Origin of the sequence: Rhodococcus sp. T2V (assembly GCF_029269925.1) — a bacterium.
Taxonomy (GTDB): domain Bacteria; phylum Actinomycetota; class Actinomycetes; order Mycobacteriales; family Mycobacteriaceae; genus Rhodococcus_F; species Rhodococcus_F koreensis.
In genome coordinates this window covers 57,786-76,876 of record NZ_JARJBD010000027.1, presented here as the reverse complement: position 1 = coordinate 76,876, position 19,091 = coordinate 57,786, and the positions used below count along the sequence as shown (strand labels likewise).

General features: G+C 64.6%; 25 protein-coding genes and 1 pseudogene. 14 read left to right on the top strand and 12 right to left on the bottom strand.

Features of this window, described 5'->3' with window-relative positions; genetic code table 11:
• Nucleotides 1–50 precede the first annotated feature (50 nt).
• The 6 genes from P3H15_RS22945 to P3H15_RS22920 all read left to right on the top strand — a co-directional run bounded on the left by P3H15_RS22945 (nucleotide 51) and on the right by P3H15_RS22920 (nucleotide 4,366).
• On the top strand, nucleotides 51–956 hold the full coding sequence (locus P3H15_RS22945) for a hypothetical protein (protein WP_072937973.1): 906 nt from the start codon (nucleotides 51–53) through the stop codon (nucleotides 954–956).
• A gap of 94 nt (nucleotides 957–1,050) precedes the next feature.
• Nucleotides 1,051–1,392: a 50S ribosomal protein L19 gene (gene rplS, locus P3H15_RS22940; protein WP_276139333.1), complete on the top strand. Its 342-nt coding sequence runs from the start codon at nucleotides 1,051–1,053 to the stop codon at nucleotides 1,390–1,392.
• Between the two features lie 81 nt (nucleotides 1,393–1,473).
• On the top strand, nucleotides 1,474–2,256 hold the full coding sequence (gene lepB / locus P3H15_RS22935) for a signal peptidase I (protein ID WP_276139363.1): 783 nt from the start codon (nucleotides 1,474–1,476) through the stop codon (nucleotides 2,254–2,256).
• The gene (locus P3H15_RS22930; RefSeq protein WP_112299374.1) at nucleotides 2,253–2,933 is read left to right on the top strand and encodes a ribonuclease HII; all 681 of its coding nucleotides are present in this window, start codon (nucleotides 2,253–2,255) and stop codon (nucleotides 2,931–2,933) included. Before lepB ends, P3H15_RS22930 begins: the two co-directional genes overlap by 4 nt.
• A 37-nt stretch (nucleotides 2,934–2,970) precedes the next feature.
• A complete protein-coding gene (locus P3H15_RS22925; RefSeq protein WP_005240496.1) occupies nucleotides 2,971–3,288 on the top strand; it encodes a DUF2469 domain-containing protein in 318 nt (105 codons plus the stop codon).
• Between the two features lie 34 nt (nucleotides 3,289–3,322).
• Nucleotides 3,323–4,366 (top strand): patatin-like phospholipase family protein, encoded by a 1,044-nt coding sequence (locus tag P3H15_RS22920; protein ID WP_072937812.1) that lies wholly within the window; start codon nucleotides 3,323–3,325, stop codon nucleotides 4,364–4,366.
• 51 nt (nucleotides 4,367–4,417) lie between these two features.
• Here P3H15_RS22920 and P3H15_RS22915 read toward each other — a convergent pair whose 3' ends face one another.
• Both P3H15_RS22915 and P3H15_RS22910 read right to left on the bottom strand, forming a co-directional pair.
• Nucleotides 4,418–5,752 (bottom strand): MFS transporter, encoded by a 1,335-nt coding sequence (locus tag P3H15_RS22915; protein WP_276139332.1) that lies wholly within the window; start codon nucleotides 5,750–5,752, stop codon nucleotides 4,418–4,420.
• The gene (locus P3H15_RS22910; protein ID WP_276139331.1) at nucleotides 5,749–7,467 is read right to left on the bottom strand and encodes an amidohydrolase; all 1,719 of its coding nucleotides are present in this window, start codon (nucleotides 7,465–7,467) and stop codon (nucleotides 5,749–5,751) included. Before P3H15_RS22910 ends, P3H15_RS22915 begins: the two co-directional genes overlap by 4 nt.
• Nucleotides 7,468–7,689: 222 nt before the next feature.
• Here P3H15_RS22910 and P3H15_RS22905 point away from each other — a divergent pair, with 222 nt between their 5' ends.
• The 5 genes and pseudogenes from P3H15_RS22905 to P3H15_RS22885 all read left to right on the top strand — a co-directional run bounded on the left by P3H15_RS22905 (nucleotide 7,690) and on the right by P3H15_RS22885 (nucleotide 11,796).
• A complete protein-coding gene (locus tag P3H15_RS22905; RefSeq protein WP_276139330.1) occupies nucleotides 7,690–8,592 on the top strand; it encodes an Lrp/AsnC family transcriptional regulator in 903 nt (300 codons plus the stop codon).
• A gap of 52 nt (nucleotides 8,593–8,644) precedes the next feature.
• On the top strand, nucleotides 8,645–9,517 hold the full coding sequence (locus tag P3H15_RS22900) for an LLM class F420-dependent oxidoreductase (RefSeq protein WP_276139329.1): 873 nt from the start codon (nucleotides 8,645–8,647) through the stop codon (nucleotides 9,515–9,517).
• A 208-nt stretch (nucleotides 9,518–9,725) separates the two neighbouring features.
• A complete protein-coding gene (locus P3H15_RS22895) occupies nucleotides 9,726–10,082 on the top strand; it encodes a YraN family protein (RefSeq protein WP_276139328.1) in 357 nt (118 codons plus the stop codon).
• Nucleotides 10,082–10,336, top strand: a pseudogene (locus tag P3H15_RS22890) (magnesium chelatase domain-containing protein); the annotation flags it as partial. The gene P3H15_RS22895 and the pseudogene P3H15_RS22890, both read left to right, overlap by 1 nt.
• 23 nt (nucleotides 10,337–10,359) lie before the next feature.
• Nucleotides 10,360–11,796: a recombinase family protein gene (locus tag P3H15_RS22885; RefSeq protein WP_276139327.1), complete on the top strand. Its 1,437-nt coding sequence runs from the start codon at nucleotides 10,360–10,362 to the stop codon at nucleotides 11,794–11,796.
• Nucleotides 11,797–11,859: 63 nt separating this feature from the next.
• Here P3H15_RS22885 and P3H15_RS22880 read toward each other — a convergent pair whose 3' ends face one another.
• The 8 genes from P3H15_RS22880 to P3H15_RS22845 all read right to left on the bottom strand — a co-directional run bounded on the left by P3H15_RS22880 (nucleotide 11,860) and on the right by P3H15_RS22845 (nucleotide 15,924).
• Nucleotides 11,860–12,381 (bottom strand): hypothetical protein, encoded by a 522-nt coding sequence (locus tag P3H15_RS22880; RefSeq protein ID WP_276139326.1) that lies wholly within the window; start codon nucleotides 12,379–12,381, stop codon nucleotides 11,860–11,862.
• Between the two features lie 15 nt (nucleotides 12,382–12,396).
• Nucleotides 12,397–12,735, bottom strand: a complete 339-nt coding sequence (locus tag P3H15_RS22875; RefSeq protein ID WP_276139325.1) for a hypothetical protein — start codon at nucleotides 12,733–12,735, stop codon at nucleotides 12,397–12,399.
• 1 nt (nucleotide 12,736) lies between these two features.
• Nucleotides 12,737–13,024 (bottom strand): hypothetical protein, encoded by a 288-nt coding sequence (locus P3H15_RS22870; protein ID WP_276139323.1) that lies wholly within the window; start codon nucleotides 13,022–13,024, stop codon nucleotides 12,737–12,739.
• A gap of 191 nt (nucleotides 13,025–13,215) precedes the next feature.
• Nucleotides 13,216–14,112, bottom strand: coding sequence for a helix-turn-helix domain-containing protein (locus P3H15_RS22865; protein WP_276139322.1), 897 nt, complete (start codon nucleotides 14,110–14,112; stop codon nucleotides 13,216–13,218).
• Nucleotides 14,113–14,240: 128 nt separating this feature from the next.
• Nucleotides 14,241–14,732: a hypothetical protein gene (locus P3H15_RS22860; protein WP_276139321.1), complete on the bottom strand. Its 492-nt coding sequence runs from the start codon at nucleotides 14,730–14,732 to the stop codon at nucleotides 14,241–14,243.
• A 242-nt stretch (nucleotides 14,733–14,974) separates the two neighbouring features.
• Nucleotides 14,975–15,319, bottom strand: coding sequence for a hypothetical protein (locus tag P3H15_RS22855; RefSeq protein WP_276139320.1), 345 nt, complete (start codon nucleotides 15,317–15,319; stop codon nucleotides 14,975–14,977).
• Nucleotides 15,320–15,458: 139 nt separating this feature from the next.
• Nucleotides 15,459–15,665, bottom strand: a complete 207-nt coding sequence (locus tag P3H15_RS22850) for a hypothetical protein (protein WP_276139319.1) — start codon at nucleotides 15,663–15,665, stop codon at nucleotides 15,459–15,461.
• Nucleotides 15,658–15,924 (bottom strand): helix-turn-helix domain-containing protein, encoded by a 267-nt coding sequence (locus P3H15_RS22845; protein WP_276139318.1) that lies wholly within the window; start codon nucleotides 15,922–15,924, stop codon nucleotides 15,658–15,660. Before P3H15_RS22845 ends, P3H15_RS22850 begins: the two co-directional genes overlap by 8 nt.
• Before the next feature lie 248 nt (nucleotides 15,925–16,172).
• Here P3H15_RS22845 and P3H15_RS22840 point away from each other — a divergent pair, with 248 nt between their 5' ends.
• The gene (locus P3H15_RS22840) at nucleotides 16,173–17,135 is read left to right on the top strand and encodes a phage major capsid protein (RefSeq protein ID WP_276139317.1); all 963 of its coding nucleotides are present in this window, start codon (nucleotides 16,173–16,175) and stop codon (nucleotides 17,133–17,135) included.
• Between the two features lie 432 nt (nucleotides 17,136–17,567).
• Here P3H15_RS22840 and P3H15_RS22835 read toward each other — a convergent pair whose 3' ends face one another.
• A complete protein-coding gene (locus tag P3H15_RS22835; RefSeq protein WP_276139316.1) occupies nucleotides 17,568–17,819 on the bottom strand; it encodes a hypothetical protein in 252 nt (83 codons plus the stop codon).
• 4 nt (nucleotides 17,820–17,823) lie between these two features.
• Nucleotides 17,824–18,075, bottom strand: coding sequence for a hypothetical protein (locus P3H15_RS22830; RefSeq protein WP_276139315.1), 252 nt, complete (start codon nucleotides 18,073–18,075; stop codon nucleotides 17,824–17,826).
• Between the two features lie 327 nt (nucleotides 18,076–18,402).
• Between P3H15_RS22830 and P3H15_RS22825 the strand changes: the two genes are divergently transcribed.
• The gene (locus P3H15_RS22825) at nucleotides 18,403–18,786 is read left to right on the top strand and encodes a hypothetical protein (RefSeq protein WP_276139314.1); all 384 of its coding nucleotides are present in this window, start codon (nucleotides 18,403–18,405) and stop codon (nucleotides 18,784–18,786) included.
• Entirely contained in the window at nucleotides 18,783–19,073 is a 291-nt protein-coding gene (locus P3H15_RS22820) for a hypothetical protein (protein WP_276139313.1), read from the top strand. Before P3H15_RS22825 ends, P3H15_RS22820 begins: the two co-directional genes overlap by 4 nt.
• Nucleotides 19,074–19,091 lie beyond the last annotated feature (18 nt).

Genomic DNA, 19,091 nt, shown 5'->3' with positions numbered 1-19,091 from the left:
GACCACTTTCCCGTGGAGTGACCAGTTCTTTACTGGGATAGTGGATGCCGATGTACGAATGGCTGGATAGGGAAATCGTCGGGCACGGGCGCCTGCCTCTGCTCTTTTTCCTGCTCGGGTTTCTCGCGGCATTCCTCTTCATCCGGCTGAGCGTGCGGATGATCCGCGCCGAGGTCTCCTGGTGGCCGGGCAACGTGAAACCCGGCGGGCACCACGTCCACCACGTGGTGTTCGGCGTCGTGACGATGCTCATGTCCGGTGTCGCCCTCATCGCCGTGTACGAGGACGGCACCCAGACCACCGGCGCAGTCCTCGCCACGTTCTTCGGGATCGGCGCCGCTCTGGTGCTGGACGAGTTCGCGCTGATCTTCTACCTGCAGGACGTGTACTGGGCGGACGAGGGCCGGACGTCCGTAGATGCCGTGTTCGTCGCGATCGCGGTCACCGGTCTGCTGCTCCTCGGGCTCCGTCCGCTCGAACTGATCAACGTCACCGACTTCCGGGACTCCCCGGATCCCTGGGTGCGGGTCGCGATCGCGCTGTCTTCGGTGATCAACCTGCTCATCGCGGCGGTGGTGCTGCTCAAGGGGAAGATCTGGACCGGACTGCTCGGATTGTTCGTCTTCCCGATCCTGCTGATCGGGGCGCTCCGGCTGAGCAGGCCGAGCGCGCCGTGGGCACGGTGGCGCTACACGTCCAAGCCGAAGCGGATGCTGCGGGCGCTCGAACGGGAGCGCAAATGGCGGCGTCCGGTCATCAGGGCCAAGATCTTCGTGCAGGACTTCATCGCCGGCACTCCCAGCGCGGTGCACGTGAAGGAAGCCGCGGAGCATGCCAAGGTGGCGGCCGAGGTGGAACTCGACCACGTGGTGCATGCGGCGCCACCGCCGATTTCGCTTCACCCCGTGGCGTCTGGCACAATGGACGGGTTGCCTGGACCAGGCAGCAGTACTTGATCTGGGCACGAACCAGACGAGCACCGGTGTTCTCCGAACGTCCGGGTGCCGCTCGGTTCCTCTGCTCCTGCGAAAACGCAAGGATGGAACACCGATGAACACTCTCGATTTCCTGGACAAGAAGTCCCTCCGCGACGACATTCCCGAGTTCCGTCCCGGCGACACCCTCAACGTGCACGTCAAGGTCATCGAAGGCTCCAAGGAGCGCGTGCAGGTCTTCAAGGGCGTCGTGATCCGCCGTCAGGGCGGCGGCGTTCGCGAGACCTTCACCGTCCGCAAGGTCTCCTTCGGTGTCGGCGTCGAGCGCACCTTCCCGGTTCACAGCCCGAACCTGGCGCAGATCGAGGTCGCCACCCGCGGTGACGTCCGTCGCGCCAAGCTGTACTACCTCCGCGATCTGCGTGGCAAGGCCGCCAAGATCAAGGAAAAGCGCTGACCTTTCCGATGAGCCCGGCACTGCGTACGCGCGGTGCCGGGCTAATCTGATTTCGTGACAGATTCTTCGAAGGAGCGGGCATTGTCGTCGGAATCCGAGACCACCGGCGATTCGGCCGCCACCTCCGCAGCGAACGGCGGTGCGGCGGAGCCCGAGAAGAAGCCCCGTTCCTTCCTCCGCGAGCTGCCGATCCTGATCCTGGTCGCGCTCGTCCTGAGTTTCCTGCTGCAGACGTTCGTCGCGCGGGTGTATCTCATTCCGTCGGAATCGATGGAACCGACGCTGCACGGGTGCGCAGGCTGCACCGGCGACCGCATCGTGGTCGAGAAGATCGGTTACCGCTTCGGTGATCCGAAACCGGGTGACGTGATCGTGTTCCGCGGCCCCGATTCGTGGTCACAGGATTTCGTCTCCACCCGCTCCTCCAACGTGGTGATCCGCGGTGTGCAGGAAGTCGGTTCCCTCGTCGGACTCGTCCCGCCGGACGAGAACGACCTCGTCAAGCGTGTGATCGCCACCGGCGGTCAGACCGTCGAATGCTGCGACGACCAGGGCCGCATCCTGGTGGACGGTCAACCACTCGACGAGCCCTACGTCGTCATGGACTTCCCGTTCGTCCCCGGCTCCCAGACCTGCGACACCGCGCTGAAGTCGGCGCGCTGCTTCGGTCCCGTCACCGTCCCCGAGGGGCACCTGTGGATGATGGGCGACAACCGCAGCAACTCCGCGGACTCGCGGTACCACGTGGGCGACGACATGCAAGGCACCATCCCGCTCGACAACGTGATCGGAAAAGCGGTCTTCATCGCGTTGCCGCCGTCGCGGATGGGCACGATCAGTTCACCCGATATCCAGGGCAAGTGACTTCCTGGCCTCCACGCATCGTCATTCGCAGGTCGTCCGGTCTGCGAACGATGGAGTCGGCTCTGGTCCGCAGCGGACTCGGGCCGGTGGCCGGCGTCGACGAGGCCGGGCGGGGTGCGTGCGCGGGCCCGCTCGTCGTAGCGGCGTGTGTGCTCGCACCGAAGCCGTATCCGGCGCTGGCGCGGCTCGACGATTCGAAGAAGCTCACCGAACGCACGCGCGAGGAGCTGTTCCCGGCCATCACCCGCCTGGCAGTGGCGTGGAGCGTCGTGTCCTTCCCGGCGGAGGAAGTCGACCGCATGGGGGTCCACGTCGCCAACATCGAGGGCATGCGGCGTGCCGTCGCCGGGCTCTCGACGACCCCCGGTTACGTTCTCACCGACGGTTTCCGCGTTCCGGGGCTCCCGGCCCCGTCGCTGCCGGTGATCGGCGGCGACGCCGCGGCGGCATGCATCGCGGCGGCGAGCGTCCTGGCCAAGGTGTCGCGGGACCGGGTGATGGTCGCGATGGACGAGACGCACCCGGGCTACGGTTTCGCGATCCACAAGGGGTACAACACGCCCGCCCATCTGGCGGCACTCGAGGAGCTGGGCCCGTGCCCGGAGCACCGCCGCTCGTGGTCGAATGTCGCGGCGCTGCTACACCGAGTGGATAACAGTTCCGGAAGTGCGAGATGATGACAATTCACACCAGAGCAGGAGGACTCCGAGACCGATGAGTGCCGAGGATCTCGAGAAGTACGAAACCGAGATGGAGCTGTCGCTCTACCGCGAGTATCGGGACATCGTCGGTCAGTTCTCCTATGTCGTGGAGACCGAGCGCCGGTTCTATCTGGCCAACTCGGTGGAGTTGCTGCCGCACAACGCAGACGGCGAGATCTACTTCGAGCTGCGCATGTCCGATGCCTGGGTGTGGGACATGTACCGTCCCGCGCGGTTCGTGAAGTACGTCCGCGTCATCACGTTCAAGGACGTGAACATCGAGGAACTCGACAAGCCGGACCTGCGGCTCCCGGACAACGGTCTGTCCTGACGATCCGAAGTTCCTGGCCGCGTACGATCATCCGATGACCGGACCGAGGCGCGTCGCGCTGGCTCTGGGGAGTGGCGGCGCCAGGGGATACGCCCACATCGGCGCGATTCAGGTACTCGAGGAGCGCGGATTCGAGATCGTCGGAGTCGCAGGATCGTCGATGGGCGCCCTCGTGGGTGGCCTCCACGCCGCGGGGAAGCTCGACGACTTCACCCGGTGGGCGATCGGTCTGACCCAGCTGGACGTCGTGCGGCTTCTCGACCTGTCGGTGTCGGCACCGGGCGCCATCCACGCGGAGAAGATCCTGCACCGGGTTCGGGAGATCCTCGGCGAGATCCGTATCGAAGACCTTCCCATTCCGTATACCGCCGTGGCCACCGATCTCGCTGCGGGCCGGTCGGTGTGGTTCCAGCGCGGCCCCGTCGACGCGGCGATCCGCGCGTCGATCGCCATCCCCGGCGTCATCACGCCGTATGTGCTCAACGGCAGGGTCCTCGCGGACGGCGGGGTGCTCGACCCGCTGCCGATGGCGCCGCTGGTCTCGGTGAGCGCCGACCTGACCGTCGGGATCAGCCTGGGCGCGGAGGATCGGGACGGTCGTTCGCTGGCCCCGGAGAACGTCAGCGCGGACTCGCGGCCGGTGGACGAGTGGATGGCCCGCTTCCGTCGCAGCGCCGCGCAGCTGCGTGACCTGGACATCGTGCGGTCGGTGGTCGGACGGTTCGGCGCCGCGCACACAGACCCGGATCCGTCGGAGGAGCCGGACGGCCCCCTGATCGGTGATCAGCCCGTGGTCGAGGGCGACGCGGTGGCCGTCCCGAAGTTCAGCCGGTTCGCGGTGATGAACCGCTCGCTCGACGTGATGCAGGCGACGTTGGCCCGGTACCAGCTCGCCGCGTACCCACCGGACGTGCAGGTCCGGGTTCCCCGGAACGCGTGCCGCAGCCTCGACTTCCATCGGGCCGCCGAGATGATCGAACTGGGCCGGGTGCTCACCGGGCGCGCGCTCGACGACGCCGGACTCACCTCGACGACGGTCGCCGCGTCTCCGGCCGATTCGGACGGCGAGCCCGGCTGACGGCGACAGGGCCGGTGCTTCGCAGCACCGACCCTTCCCGTCACGAGGGTGTCAGCTGGTGGCCCGCGCTCGCGCGGCGCCGAGGTCACCCACGGACTCGCCGTCGACGTGATCGACGTGCTGCGGAGCCACGAGCAGGCAGAGGATGCTGACGGCGCACATGCCGATCAGGAGTCCGATCACCGGCCACACGCTGCCGGTGGCCTGGTACATGAGCGTCGAGACCAATGGCGACAGTCCACCGAAGAGCGCGCCGGCACCCTGGTAGGCGAGGGAGATGCTGGTGTACCGGGCCTGCGGCCGGAACATCTGCGACAACACCGCCGCGATCGGGCCGTAGGTAGCGGCCAGGACGAGGCGCATGACGGCGAAGGTCAGGAAGATCAGGGCAATCGAGCCGGACTTCAGCACCAGGAACTGCGGTGCCGCGAGCACCGCGACGGCGAGCAGTCCGTAGATCACCACGCGGATCCGGCCGACCTTGTCACCGAGCCACGCGACGCCGAGTGTGGCGATCAGTTCCACCACCGCCGCGACGCTGAGCGCGTTGAGGATCAGTGTCTCGGACAATCCGACGTCCGGGTCGGTGGCGTAGGCCGTGATGAACGTAGTCACCAGGTAGTAGCCACCGACCGCGACGGGCAGGATGCCCATGCCGAGCAGGATCGGGCGCCAGTTGGTGACGATGGCGTACTTCAGTGGGAGCGCGCCGGATTCGGTGGCCGTCTGCACCTCGGATTCGAAGACGGGGGATTCCTCCACCTTCAGTCGCACCAGCAGTCCGACTGCGATCAGCAGCGCCGAGCACAGGAACGGCAGCCGCCACGCCCAGTCGCGCAGTGCGTCGTCCCCGAAGGTCGAGAGGACGCTGAAGAAGCCGGTGGCGAGCAGCGCGCCCGCGGGGTTTCCGAGCTGCGCGAATCCCCCGTAGAACGTCTTCTTGTCCTCGGGTGCGTGTTCGACGGCCATCAGGACGGCGCCACCCCATTCGCCGCCCACCGCGAAGCCCTGCACGAATCGCAGGACCACCAGCAGCAGGGGTGCCCAGAAACCGATCTGCGCGTACGTCGGCAGCGCGCCGATCAGGAATGTGCCCGCGCCCATCAGGGTGAGGGTCACGACCAGTGCGGTCCGCCGGCCGAGCCGGTCGCCGACGTGGCCGAAGACGATGCCTCCGAGTGGGCGGGCGAAGAAGCCCACCGCGTAGGTGGCGAACGCGGCGGCGATGCCGGTCAGCCGGTCGGTGTCGGAGGGGAAGAAGATCTCACCGAACACCAGTGCCGCCGCCGTGGCATACACGTAGAAGTCGTACCACTCGATGGTGGTGCCGACGAAGGCCGCGAACCCCGCCTTGCGGGCCTTGGCGATCTGGGTGTCGTGACTCATGACTGATCCTCGATGGTTGCAGTGGTCGAGAATAGGTCGCTGCGGGTGGAATGCGCCAATTCGCCGTCGATCCAGGTTTCCCGGACCTCGATGTCGGCGATGGTGTGCGGATCGACGGTGAGGGGGTCGGCGCCGAGGACCGCGAAATCGGCGCGTTTGCCGGGGGAGATGCTGCCCAGTTCGGATTCCCGTCCGAGTGCGCGGGCACCGTTCAGCGTGTGCGCGGTGAGAGCCTGGGCGGCCGTCAGCCGCAATGCGTTTGAGCCGAGTCGATGTGCCTGCCGGGTGACGCGGGTGACGGCGGCCTGGATTGCCTCGAGCGGCCGGGGCTCTGCCACCGGCGCATCGGAACTGATCGTGACCGGCACATCGGCTTCGACGAATTCGCCCAGCGGATTGAACCGCTCACCCGGGGTTCCGATGGCGGCGGTCACCCCCTCGCCCCAGTTGTAGTAGTGCTGCGGCTGGTTGACGGGGTACACGCCGAGCGCGTGCATTCGCGTGATCTGCTCGGGGGTCGGCAACCCGCAGTGCTCGATGCGATGGCGGGCGTCGGCGTCGGGACGCGCGTTCTGCGCGGACTCGATGGCGTCGAGGACCATGTCGATCGCGGTCGGCGACTGCGCGTGCGTCGCGGTCTGCAGGCCGGCCGCGTGCGCCTTGGCGATCAGGGCCGCATAGTCGGCGGGCTCGTGATAGAGCTGTCCGGTCCGGCACGGGTCGCCCACGTACCCGTCGGGGAAGTACGCGGTCCAGCCGCCGAGAGTGCCGTCGGCGTAGAACTTGATCCCGCCGAACGCGAGTCGCGAGTTGCCGAACGCGCCGTGCAATCCGGTGTCGAGCGCGTGATCGAGCAGGTGGCTGAGCAGGTACATGCTCACGCGGGTCTCGAGCCGTCCCTGCTCCGCCAGGCGCAGGTACATGTCGAATTCGCGCCGGGTCACCTGGCAGTCGCCGATCGTGGTGACGCCGCCCTCGAGGAATTTCTCCTGCGCCACGGAGAGTTGCCGCAGATGTTCCTCGGGTTCGTCCTCGAGGTGGAAGTTCGGGCCGTGGTGACCGACCTTGACCCCGTTCACGCCGGTGAGGATGTTGCACGCGGCGTCGGACAGTTCGCCGGTCAGTTCGCCGTCCGCGTCGCGGAAGAACTCGCCGCCGGGCGGATTGGGGGTCTCGCGCGTGACGTCGTGGAGTTTCAGGGTGAACGTGTTGACGACGCCGCCGTGGCCGCTGGCGTTCATCAGGTACACCTCGCGGTCGGTGCCGACCAGGTCGAGTTCCTCCTTCGTGGGGTGCCGGCCCTCGACGAGGTTGCGATGCTCGTAGCCGTACCCGCGCACGGGGATCCCGGCAGGCTGGTTCCGGGCGGCCTCCTGCAGCAGCGCGATGATCTCCGGAATGCTGCGCGCCTTCTCGGGGCCGCAGTCCACCCAGCTGAGCATCTGGCCGTACATCAGGGGGTGCGCATGCGGGTCGACGAACCCGGGCACGACGGTCGCCCCGGCGAGGTCGATGACATCCGTCGTCCGGGTACCGATCCGCCGCGCCTCCTCACGACATTCCGCCACGGTTCCGACGGCGGCGAACCGATTGCCGAAGACGAGGAAGGCCTCGGCGCCCTCGGTGTCTGCGTCCACGGTGCGGAGCGTGCCACCGGTGAAGACGGTGGCGGTGGCGTCGAGGGGAGATGCCTCGTGGTGAAACAGCTTGCGCATGGGGATCCTTCGAGATGGTGGTGCGGGTCACGTTCCGATTGCGAGGGAAATTACGCCCTGACCAGAGGACGCGCAATGCATGAAAGTTTCAGAGCGTGCGGTCTACGGCGAATGTGTTCGAGAATCTGAGCAGATTCGCACCGATTCGCGGAATTCGACGATCCATGCGATTCTTCTCATCTGTCATCGGTGCAGAAAGAAATCGAGAAACTTCGGGGCATCATGAGTGTCGAACTGGATTCCAAGCTGATCGCGGCGTTACAGGCGAACGGTCGAGCGACCTACCGGGAACTCGCCGCGACCGTCGGCGCGCCGCGTGCCGCCGTGTCCACGCGCGTCCAGGCGTTGCTCGACTCGGGCACGGTCAGCGTCGTCGCCGTCGCCCATCCCGAGTTGCTGGGCCTGCGGGCGATGGCACACGTGTCCGTTGCCGTCTCGGGTCCGGTGGGTCCGGTGGCGGAGACGCTCTGCGCGGCGGAGGCCGCCGTCTACATTTCCGCTGTCAGCGGGCAGCACAACATCATCACCGAATTGCGAGTCGCCGGTCGGCAGGACCTCTACGACGCCATCGCCGCGATCCGTGCGGTGCCCGGTGTCCGCACCGTCAACACGCTGTTCTACGCCGATGTCATCAAGGGAATTTTCATGCCCAAGAGCGCATTACGGGCCGACGTGCGACTGGACTCGAAGGACGTCGCGCTCATCGAGTTGCTGGAGCGGAACGGCCGGATGCCGTTTCTGGAACTGGCCGAGCGGACCGGTCTCTCACCCAGCGCGGCGCGGAATCGGGTCAACCATCTGATCGACAGCACCGCACTGCGCGTCGGTGCCGTCGTGAAGCGCCGCGGCGGCGGGCGGACCCTCGCCATGGGCATCGGTGTGAACCTCGGATCGCGGGACCGGGAAGCGTGCGCGCAGATCGAGGCCCTGCCGGGGATCGAATTCCTGGCGCGATCGCTCGGCAGATTCGACCTGATCGGCACCGTCGCCGCCGATTCGTCGGGCGATCTCTACTCCCTCGCCGAGCACATCCGGACGATCGACGGGGTGGTGGCGCTGGAGACCTGGACGCACCTCGAGGTGTTCAAGGAGCACTACGCCAGGAGTCTCGACGTGCGCGGATAGGTGCGTCCCGGAACCGGGCACGTCGGCCGGGCAACTGTGAGACGATCGGCCGATGCGCCTCGGGTTGCACGCCCTCGGAATCGGCACCGGCGCTCGCCGCGCCGTGATCGACGCGGTCGCGGTAGCCGCCGAGAACAGCGGATTCGCCACGCTGTGGGCCGGCGAACACGTCGTGATGGTGGACCGGTCGGCGTCGCGGTACCCGTACGCGGACGACGGAAAGATCGCCGTCCCCGCTGTCGCGGACTGGCTCGACCCGATGATCGGGCTGAGCTTCGCCGCGGCAGCCACCCGGACGATCGGCGTCGCCACCGGGATAGTGCTGCTGCCCGAACACAATCCCGTGCTCATGGCCAAGCAGGCGGCGACGCTGGATCTGATGAGCGGTGGCAGGCTGACGCTCGGCGTCGGCATTGGCTGGTCCAGGGAAGAATTCGCTGCACTCGGCGTTCCGTTCGAACGCCGCGGCGAGCGCGCCGCCGAATACGTCGCGGCGATGCGCACCCTGTGGAGTGACGACGTCGCGACGTTCGACGGCGAGTTCGTCCAGTTCGACTCGATTCGGGTCAACCCGAAACCCGTCCGGGAGCGCCGGATTCCGGTCGTGCTCGGCGGCAACACCGATGCCGCTCTCCGTCGGGTCGCGGCGTGGGGCGACGGCTGGTACGGCTTCAACCTGGACGGCGTCGACGCCGTCGCCGAACGGATCCGCACGATCCACGCACTGTGCCGCGGCGCGGGGCGCGATCCCGCCGGCGTGCGCCTGGCCGTTGCCCTGCGCGAAGTGGACCCGTCCGACGTCGGCGCCCTGGCCGGTGCGGGAGTCGACGAACTCGTCCTGGTCGAATCACCACCCGAGGATCCGGGTGAGGCCGCCGAGTGGGTGGCCGGTCTCGCACGCCGCTGGATGCCGGCCGTCGGCTGACCGTTCGGTTGCCGCCTTGACAGCCCTGGCCTGGTGTTTCCTCGCGCACGGCCGTCGCGGATGCCGAGTTGTCCACAACGTGTGATCCATCCACAGCCCAAAGTATTCGCCCAGTTCGAGCACTTCTTCCGGAATCCGGGTCGGCCACGGTGGTGCGAGAGGCGCGGTTCGCATCGGTGGGCCGCCGCGGGACGGGGTGGAGGCTGCTGTGGCGCACAATCTCGCGCTGGGTGCACATGGGGAGGATCTGGCCGCCCGGTACCTCACCGAGGCGGGCATGGAGATCGTCGAGCGCAATTGGCGATCCCGGTACGGTGAGGTCGATCTCATTGCGGCGGAGGGGGACTGGCTCGTCTTCGTCGAGGTGAAGACACGGCGCGGTCTGGGATACGGCACTCCCGCCGAGGCGGTGACGTTCTCCAAGCAGACACGCATCCGTCTGCTGGCGGTGGAATGGTTGCGGGAGTCGAACCGGCACTGGTCGCGGGTGCGGTTCGACGTCGTCGCGATAATGATCGGGCACGGTCCGCAACCCCGGATCGAGCACGTCCGGGACGCATTCTGATGGCACTGGGGCGCGCGCATTCGGTGGCGGTGACCGGGGTGGACGGTCAGCTCGTCGAGATCGAGGCCGACATCGGCCGTGGGCTTCCCGCAGTGCATCTGGTCGGGCTGCCCGACACCGCGCTGTCGGAGGCGCGCGACCGGATCAGGGCCGCGGTCGCGAATTCGGGTGAGGAGTGGCCGGATTCGAAGGTGATTCTCGCGTTGTCGCCGGCGACCCTGCCGAAGGTCGGGTCGGTCTACGATCTGGCGATCTGTCAAGCGATACACTTCTAAACATGCTGGAAGCCGTGATCTACTGCGTGATCTACTGCCGAATCTCTCGCGATAGGGAGGGCGCTGGCCTTGGCGTAGATCGCCAACTTGACGATTGCCGCGCGCTAGCGGATCGACTCGGTTGGCAGATAATCGAAGTTTTCAGCGACAACGATATCTCGGCGTACTCGGGCCGAAATCGACCAGGCTATGAGGCGATGATGAACGCGCTGAAGTCGGGAAAGGCGCAAGGGCTCGTGGCCTGGCACGCGGACAGACTGCACCGTTCACCCGTTGAGCTGGAGTCATTCATCGATGTGTGCGACAAGCACAGCATCGAGATTCGCACGGTTACCGCTGGCGATATGAACCTGTCGACCGCATCGGGAAAGATGGTTGCGCGCATGCTTGGGGCTGCCGCACGACATGAGGTCGAGCACTCGATCGAGCGACAGAAGCGGGCAAAGTATCAGGCTGCTCTTGACGGCAAGTATCGCGGCGGTCGGCGCTCTTTCGGCTTCGAGCCTGACGGCGTCACGCATCGGCCTGCCGAAGCTGCGGCGATTCGGGACGCAACCCGTCGCGTCCTGGCGGGGGTGTCTATTCGTCAGATCGCGCGGGAATGGAATGAAGCGGGGCTGCGCACAGCGACAGTGAAGAAGCGTGCGGCCGATGAAACGCCGACCGAGGGCAAGCGTTGGGATTCCCGATCCGTTCGGCGGGTACTGACGCGGCATCGGAACGCTGCGTTGGTTCTGCATGAAGGCAAGGTGATCGGATCAGGGAACTGGGAGCCGATCGTTGATCCAGACGACTTCAACGCACTGGTCGCTTATGTTTCTGACTCGGCTCGTAGCCTGTGGATCACGAATGAGCGGCGATTTCTCGGCACTAACATCTACGTGTGCGGAAGGTGCGGGCAGAGAATGCAGACCGCGACACAGACCGGGGGCAAGGGCGCGCGACGGAAGACCTACAGGTGTTCAGGAGGGGCACATATGGGCCGTGTCGCCGAACCGCTCGACGGCTATATTTCTGAGCTTGTACTCGCTCGGCTCAGCCAACCCGATGCCGCAATCTTGGCCGGTGGCGATGTCATCGATGCCACCGAATTGCAGGTGAAGCGCAACGGCCTAGATGCTCGGCTCGCCGAGTTGGCGGGGATGTTTGCAGACGGAACGATCATCCGCTCGCAGTTTGATCGTGGTAACGCGTCCCTGCGCGGGCAACTGGAAGAGGTGGAGCGCGAGCTGATTGAAGCTCGCAAGTCCTCCGTGCTGGCGAATATGGTGCTGGCGGGTGACGACCTGCGAACCGTGTGGGAGGAGTCATCGATCGATGTGCGCGCGAAGATTGTTGACGCCCTAATGACCGTGACGCTTCTCCCTGCGCCACGTGGCCGAAGGCCTGGAGGGGCCTACTTCGATCCTGAGTTCGTTCAGATCGACTGGAAGATGTGACGCGCCCCAAATGCGACACAACCCCCGACGAATCGCACGTCGGGGGTTGTCCTGTTCTGCAGGCTATCTGCGTAGCGCGTCGTGCCATGAATGGCTCGCACCGCCGCCTCTGCCGTTGTTCGTGGTGGCACCCTGTCCGAAGTTCCGGTACATGGGTCCTGCTGGGATGCGCGCATTAGCCGACAGGCCAGGCCGAGACTCGAGGAGTTCGGCAACCTCGGCCGCTACTGTTTCCGGGTCGACTTCACCGTTCTCGTCCAGCAGATCGGAAACCGTGAGGCCTCCCAGGGTGAACAGATCTCCCGGCATCGCCAGCTCCCCAGCCAGCCGCTCCACTTCCGCGCGCTGGTACGCCTCGACCTTGGCCGTGAGTGCATCCCGTTCGGCTTCGGTGTCGCGGAGCTGGCGACGGTAGCGGGCAGCTTCGGCGTTGCCGTTCTTGCCGGCCAAATCGTCAGAGCGCTCGGCGGGGGATTCTGAGGCTTCGGAGGCGTTGGGGGTTGCCGGAGTGTCGGCGTTCGGTTCTGAGCCGTCCTGGCCCGTGCTGGCGGGGTTGGAATCGGCGGTCGTGGTCGATGTAGTCATGTCTGCTCGCAGTTTCTATGCTTTGGGATCGGTCGGAGTCTGGCCTGCGAGTGCGGGCCAGCTCAGGTTGCGGAGAGTCGCAGTGACGTAAGTGACTTTCGTCAGCAGCGTCGGGCTGTAGCGCGGATCGGATTCCGGATAGTCCATCGGGACAATGACGCGGAGATGCCGCAGAAGGGCAATCTCGGTTTCCGTTGCATCCCGCACCTGGTCTCTGGCTACGAAGTCTGCGTAGATTCGGCTGTCCCAAGCGTCTTGAAGCCCCTTTGGTAACCGTTTGAAGGTGAGCCAGCCGCGTTGGTCGAGCGGTCCAGCCCATCCACTCACGCCGGGGATCGTGGTCGTGTCGGCCATGTCACGCCCTCCCAAGTTCGGCGAGCGTCTGTGAACGCGTGTTGTCGAGAACAGCCCCGTACGTGCCCGTATTCAGAAGAACGGCAGCGAGCAAAGCCAGCGCTTCACAGAACAGCTCGGCATCGGAGACGTTCGGCGCGAGGATGAGGGAGTCGAAGTCGCTGTTGCGGCCCTCGACATGCGCCTCGAGCAACGCGAGCACCTCGAGTCGGGCGGTCAGGGTGGACTCCCGGGCCAGCTCTTCGGCGCGTGCCGCCAGGGATTCGCTCGGTTCGATGGGTTCAGTCATTCTGGAAAACTCCTGTAACTAGATTCTGAGGCCTGGAATCCCGCGCCGGGACAGTCAGGACATGGATTGCGTGTTCGGTCGTGTTAGCCCCCGCACGGACCCCCGGAATCCCGCAATGGGGAAAGGGGGACGCGCGGAATGAGGGGGTTTGGGGTTCTTTGCCGGGCGCAGCCCGGTGCTCTTCCCTCTCGTCAGACGGGAAAAGGAAGGGCTACGGAGGCGGGAGAGAGGCAGGGGATCGGAGCGACACCAGCGAACAGGTCGTCGGATACCGGTTCGACAGTCTCGGCGTCTAGCGGTTCGGCGTCGTGCTGGTGGTCGTCGTCAGACTCGTCGGGAAAGTCGTATTCGTCGCAGTCGAAGTAGTCCGTGATCGCGGTCGGGTGGATTCCGTTCGGATAGCTGTCGTCTTCGCAGATTCCTGACGGGAACTCTTCGTTCTCCCGGCCATCGGCTCCTACCTCGAGGTATCGCATGAACGTGCTATCCCAGTTGCTCCGCTTGTCCTCGTGCATCTGATCCCGGAACTTCTGTTCGGCGATGTCAATGTCGACACCCAGCTCTTCTGCCCTTCGATGATGTCTCGGCTTCGGGCACCAGTCACCGGGCAGGTAGGCGGAGGTTTGACGGGAAGGAGTCGATTCGGAGGTCGCGGTCGTGGTCTTCGGCGAAGCCGATGCACCGCATGTTTGATCTCTAGTCTCGTTAATGTGGTTATAGTTAGTGCCCGTTTCTGAAGGCCCGTGGCCCCCGCCAGAACGGGTAGCGGGACGACCGGGGCTTTTCGGCTCGGTCCTGATCGTGTACTCGCTGCTCGTCTGAAACTTGCACAGTGCGTTCTTCTCGAATGAGAACCGGCTCGATTCGGCGTTACGCCATCTGGCCTGGACGGACAGCAGTCCGTTTTTGCACAGTTCGACTACGTACCTGTCGATGCTGTCCGCCTTCTTCATCCCGAGCTTCGCGGCGAGAGTCTGGCGGGACGGGAATGACTTTTTCGTGTCGTTGTCGGCGTAGCGCATCAGAACGACGTACAGCGCCAGGGCGGTCGGAGACAGGCCGTGATCGGTAACACTGTGCGGGATCATCGAGAACTTGTATTCTGCACCATCTTTTCGGGTGCCGGTATCTCCGGTAGTATGAGACATGTTCGTAGGGAACACTTTCGTAGTTGGATGCCCGCTGAGATTGCGACTCGGCGGGCATTTCTTTGTGGTCAGCTAATGACGAGCGCGGCATGTCCGCGCCAGTCAGATTCGATGAAGCCGCGAGTTCGCAGCGTCCGGAGCCGCAGGCGCATCGTGGAAGCCGTAAGCCCGGACAGTTCGCCCAGCTCACGAGCGGTCAAGAAGACTCCGGTGCCGAGGACTCGCATCAACCAGATCTCCTGGCCTCTGATGTTCCGTTTCGCTGGCTTCGGCAGGTTAGGGCATGTGAAGACTCCGGCCCGCTGCTGAAGTAGCGCGTAGTGGCGGCGACGGCGGACGTTGGCGGGGTCGGTGTTCCAGGAGTCCCGGTATCGGCCCAGTCGGTCGGTCCGCCTCACATCAAGCCCCGACCCGCCAAGAACGCGCGTGAACACGAACTCGGGATTCACGCCGGGGCAATACGCCCCCAGTCGTCCTCCGATGTCCACGGCCTCATCCGCGTATGCCGACCCATCGTCGGGGAGTGGGCTGTGCTGGCCCAGGGTGAAGTTGCTCAGCACCGGGGCGCGCCCGCCACAAACCGGGCATTTCGGGATGGAACCCAAGCCCAGAGGCCTGTCGGCGATATCCCTCGAATCACGTTGGCGTGGAGTGGAAGTCATTTCTTTGGTGTCCTAGTCAGGTGCGTCAGTAGTATGAGGTGGAGCTACAGCCGTTTGTGGGACCGCACAACGAAGATGTCGAATCATCCGCGTTTCCGCAGGTCGCTAGACCGCCGGCCAAAGCCGCGGTTTGTGCAGCCTCACAGTTTCGGGCTGATCCGATACCCGTCCGGGCCTTCGCTGATCTGACCAGCATCGACCAGCGCAGTCAGGGCCGGGGCGATGACGTGGGGAAGGATTCCGAAGTGCTCAGCCAGGTCACGCCCCGAGGCGGACCCGACCTGCTCGATTCGGTCGAGAATGGCGGATAAGTAGCCAAAGCTGTATCCGCGCCGCCGTGTCCCGATGAGGTGGCCCGTCTGCTCCAGCTCCCGAAGTGTGCGGCGGGCCAAGTGGTGTCCCACCCCGAACTGGGTTGCGACGTAGTTCTCGAGGACGCGGGGTCTTCGCATAGCAAGCTGGATGATCTGGTCGTGCAGGGTCACGCGGCAGCAAGCTCCGGAACGCTTCGCTTCCCGGCCCTCAGCAGTGCCGTGATGTGGTTCCGTTGCTCATCGCTGAGTGGTGGTGCCTTAGCCAACTCTCGCGCGATTGCCTCTGAGAAGTCTTGTTTTTTCGGCGTCGTCACGATCGGTTCGTGGTCTCCCGCTGCGAGAGCTGGTATTCGCGCAGGCTGAGCACGTCGAGCCAGTAGTCACAGCCGCCCTGGTAGCCCTTGATTTTCCCCGCAATGAAGAGGCGAATCAGCTCCGTGCGTCGAATTCCGGTGTGCTCAGCAATGACGCGTGCCGATCCATAATTATCGGTCGGCCCATAGTGGCCGTCAGTCACGGTCGCCGCCAGTAATCAGCTTCGGCTCAAGGAACTTGTCGACGGAATCGAGGTCGACGTAGATTCGACCACCAATTTTGTAAGCCGTGACTTTTCCGTGAGTCACCCAGTAGTAGCAGGTGCGCTCCGTGACGTTCTGTCTCTCGGCCAGGTCTTGAATGGTGGCCATTCGTGCGAGGTTCAATGCATCTCCCGTGCGGTGTCCGATCTGTCTTGCTTCAAGCATGGGCGCTTTTTCAAGGAGTGCAAGATCATTCAACTGACGCCATCACAGGCTTGGTAACCTCCAGGTGAGCGGCAGGTTTCAATGTTCTTGGCCGCAACCAGCGGAAACCTATCGGCTGATAGAAGAATATGGGCTTGGCTGTGCTCGATAATTACCACACTAAAAGGTGATCCAGAGCACTTGGGACGCTGGATTTAACACAACATTTGCGGGAGCCACCCCGGGATGGGTTAATCATCTGGAACTTTCCGCAGAGTGCGGGAGAATGTTCTTAGAAGGTATTGCGCGCGCCCGGGTGGCCCCAACCTTCACCGACACAATCCCCAGGTGGGAAACGCAAAGAGCCAGGAGCCGTTGCGTCGTCAATCACGCAACAGCAAATTCGGAGTATTCCCATGGCTCTTTCCACCACCAATTCAGGTGCCATTCTCAAGCCCGAAGCCGTCGATGAACTGCTCGTAATTCCGACGCTGGCCCAGTCCGTCGCCGCCCAGGTAGCGAAGGTGATTCACACCTCGGCGTCGTCCCTCCGGCTTCCCATCGTCGCCGCAGACCCGTCTGCCGCCTGGACCGCCGAAGGTGCGGAGATTGCGGTCAGCGACCAGGACCTTGATGAGGTCGCGGTGCCGTTCTACGCGCTGAAGGGTCTCACGGTCGTATCGAACGAACTCATCGCCGATTCCAGCCCCGAAGCGTCGCAGCTCGTCGGCGAAGGTCTCGCACGGGACGCGGCGAAGAAGCTAGACGCAGCGTTCTTTGGGACCACGGTCACTAACGGTCCGAGCGGTCTCGGTGCGCTCTCCGGTGTGCAGTCGGTGGACGCGGGCGACGTGCTGCTCGATTTGGACGCCTTCCACACTGCCATTTCGAAGGCTCAAGATGTCGGCGCAACTGTCGCCGCGTTCGTGACCAATCCGGCGACCGCGCTCGAGTTGGCACTCGTCAAGCGCAGTTCTACGCCGACCGACTATTCAAACGAGAACCTGTTGCAGCCTGATCCGCATTCTCCGCTGAAGTGGGTCATCGCGGGCGTGCCCCTGCTCGTCAGCTCGGCTGTCGCTGCAAACACAATCTGGGCAATTCCGTTCCAGCGCACTGTGATCGGACTCCGGAAGAACGTGGAAGTCGTCTCGGACGCGTCCGCCTACTTCTCGAAGGATTCCACCGCAATCCGCAGCGTGATGCGGGTCGGGATCGGATTCCCCCACGCGGAAGCTGTCGTCAAGATCCAGGTCACACCGTGATCAGCAGGGCAAGGGCAGTGCCAGCCGATGAGGCTGTAGCTGTGACCGTCTCAGCGGGATTTCTGATCTTCGACCAGGAACGTCAGCGCCAGGTCGGTGGTGGTGAGGTCGTGAGGATTCATCCCGGGAGTGTCGACAGGTGGATGCGCAACGGTTGGGTGACGCAGCCTGACGCGGTGACGCAGCCTGACGCGGTGACGCAGCCTGACGCGACCAGCGAGAAGCCGCGACGGCGGGCGCGTACAACGAAATAGAAACTTGGACCGCTGTCCGATGCCAGGGCGGGATGCGTGAAGAGCAGCGCCCTGGCAACTTCGCACACCACATCGGATGGTGGTTCTGTGTTAGTGGTTGGATGGACCACGGCAAGACGATGCCCCGAGCCGGGTACTTACCTCTCCCCGGCTCGGGGCATCGTCATCGGTGCAGCGACTAGAAGCGGCCTTCCAGCTGCATGATCCAGATGTCGTCGGCCAGGATCTGCGCGTCCTCCATCTCCCGCTTGAACTTCTCGTACAGCTCCTGCGCGCCGTTCCGCTTGGCGTCCTCCATCAGCTCCTTGTACTCGGCGGCTTTCCGTTCCGCGCGGTCGATCTCCTCGTGAGCCGACCGCTCCCGCATCTTTCTGAACCGCTTGTCCTCGCGTCTGTCATGCCCCCGCGCCAGGTCTCCCAGGAATCCCATCAGATCACCATTTGCCCATCAGCATGTCCATCTGGAAGTGCGCGGCCACGTACGCCGCCGTACTGCCCTCCTGGGCGAACTTTTGGGCTGTCCGGCTGTCGTTGTTGCTGAGCGCGTCCTCGGCGATTGCCAAGCATTCCTCCGCCTTCGCCCTGTTCTCCGCGATGACCCGCTCACCGGACCTGCGCATCCGCTTCTCCTGGCGCGCGTTCTCCCGACGACGAGCACCAGCCGACATGTCCTCAAAGAACCCCATTGCAGCCTCCGTGGTCCGAGCGTGAATGCCGGTGCCCTCGACCGACAACCACAACGTAGAGCCGTGAACCACTGAGCCGCAACATATCTCATAAGTTTCCTGTGGGTAGCATTCTGATGGCGCATCGTCCCAGGTCGCGAACCCCCGCGAACGTCCATCAACACGAGCGATTTGCGGCCAACCGGACGCAACGATGCTGGTCAGCGCATTGCCGAGGGGGTGGGGCGGGGACCTCCCTCCCCTTGTCACGTCCGTTGCGCAGCACTCACTGGATCGCGGTGCGTGACCCTGAATGTCCCCATAGAGCCAACCCGAAAGAAGGTCGATATGGCTTCTACCAGCAAGTATCCTGAACGATTCGGCTCATCGGGGCGCGAGTTGTGGGGGGAAATCGACTCAAAATTCTCCCTGAATGTGCCCGAAAAGCTCGTTTTGAAGCAAGCTTGTCGAGCCGCTGACCGCTTGGACGAGATTCAGGCAGAGATGAACGGGCAGGCTCTCGTGGTCCAGGGCAAGGTGCAGCCGGTCGCCAACCCGCTGATGGTCGAGTTTCGGCTCCAGGCCCAGCTACTCACCAAACTGATCGCCTCCCTGCGTATTCCTGATGTGGCACCGGAACAGCCGGTGAGTCGCCCGCAGCGTCGGGGTGGTGCTCGCGGCACCTACGCCACAAATCCGGCCGCTCTCGCTGTGGTGCGTGATGCCCAGTGATCCCGAAATCCCCCAAGCAAGCGACAAAAGCCCCGACTGCCAGCGATGACGTGCCCGATGAGCTGGCGCAGGGTCCAAACATCCGCGTCTGGGCGGACCCCGAGCTGCTGATTCGCATCGATGGAATGGGCAGTACCCACCCCGGCCGCGCGGAGCTGATGGGGGACGTGATGCTGTCGGCGCGTCAAAACTGGGCGCGCGCAATAGTCCGCTGGGCGGATGATGTGGGATTGTCACCGTTCGAGGCTCGACGCATGATCCCCGGCCGGATGCCTTACTGGCCGTGACCTCGAATAGTGTGACCC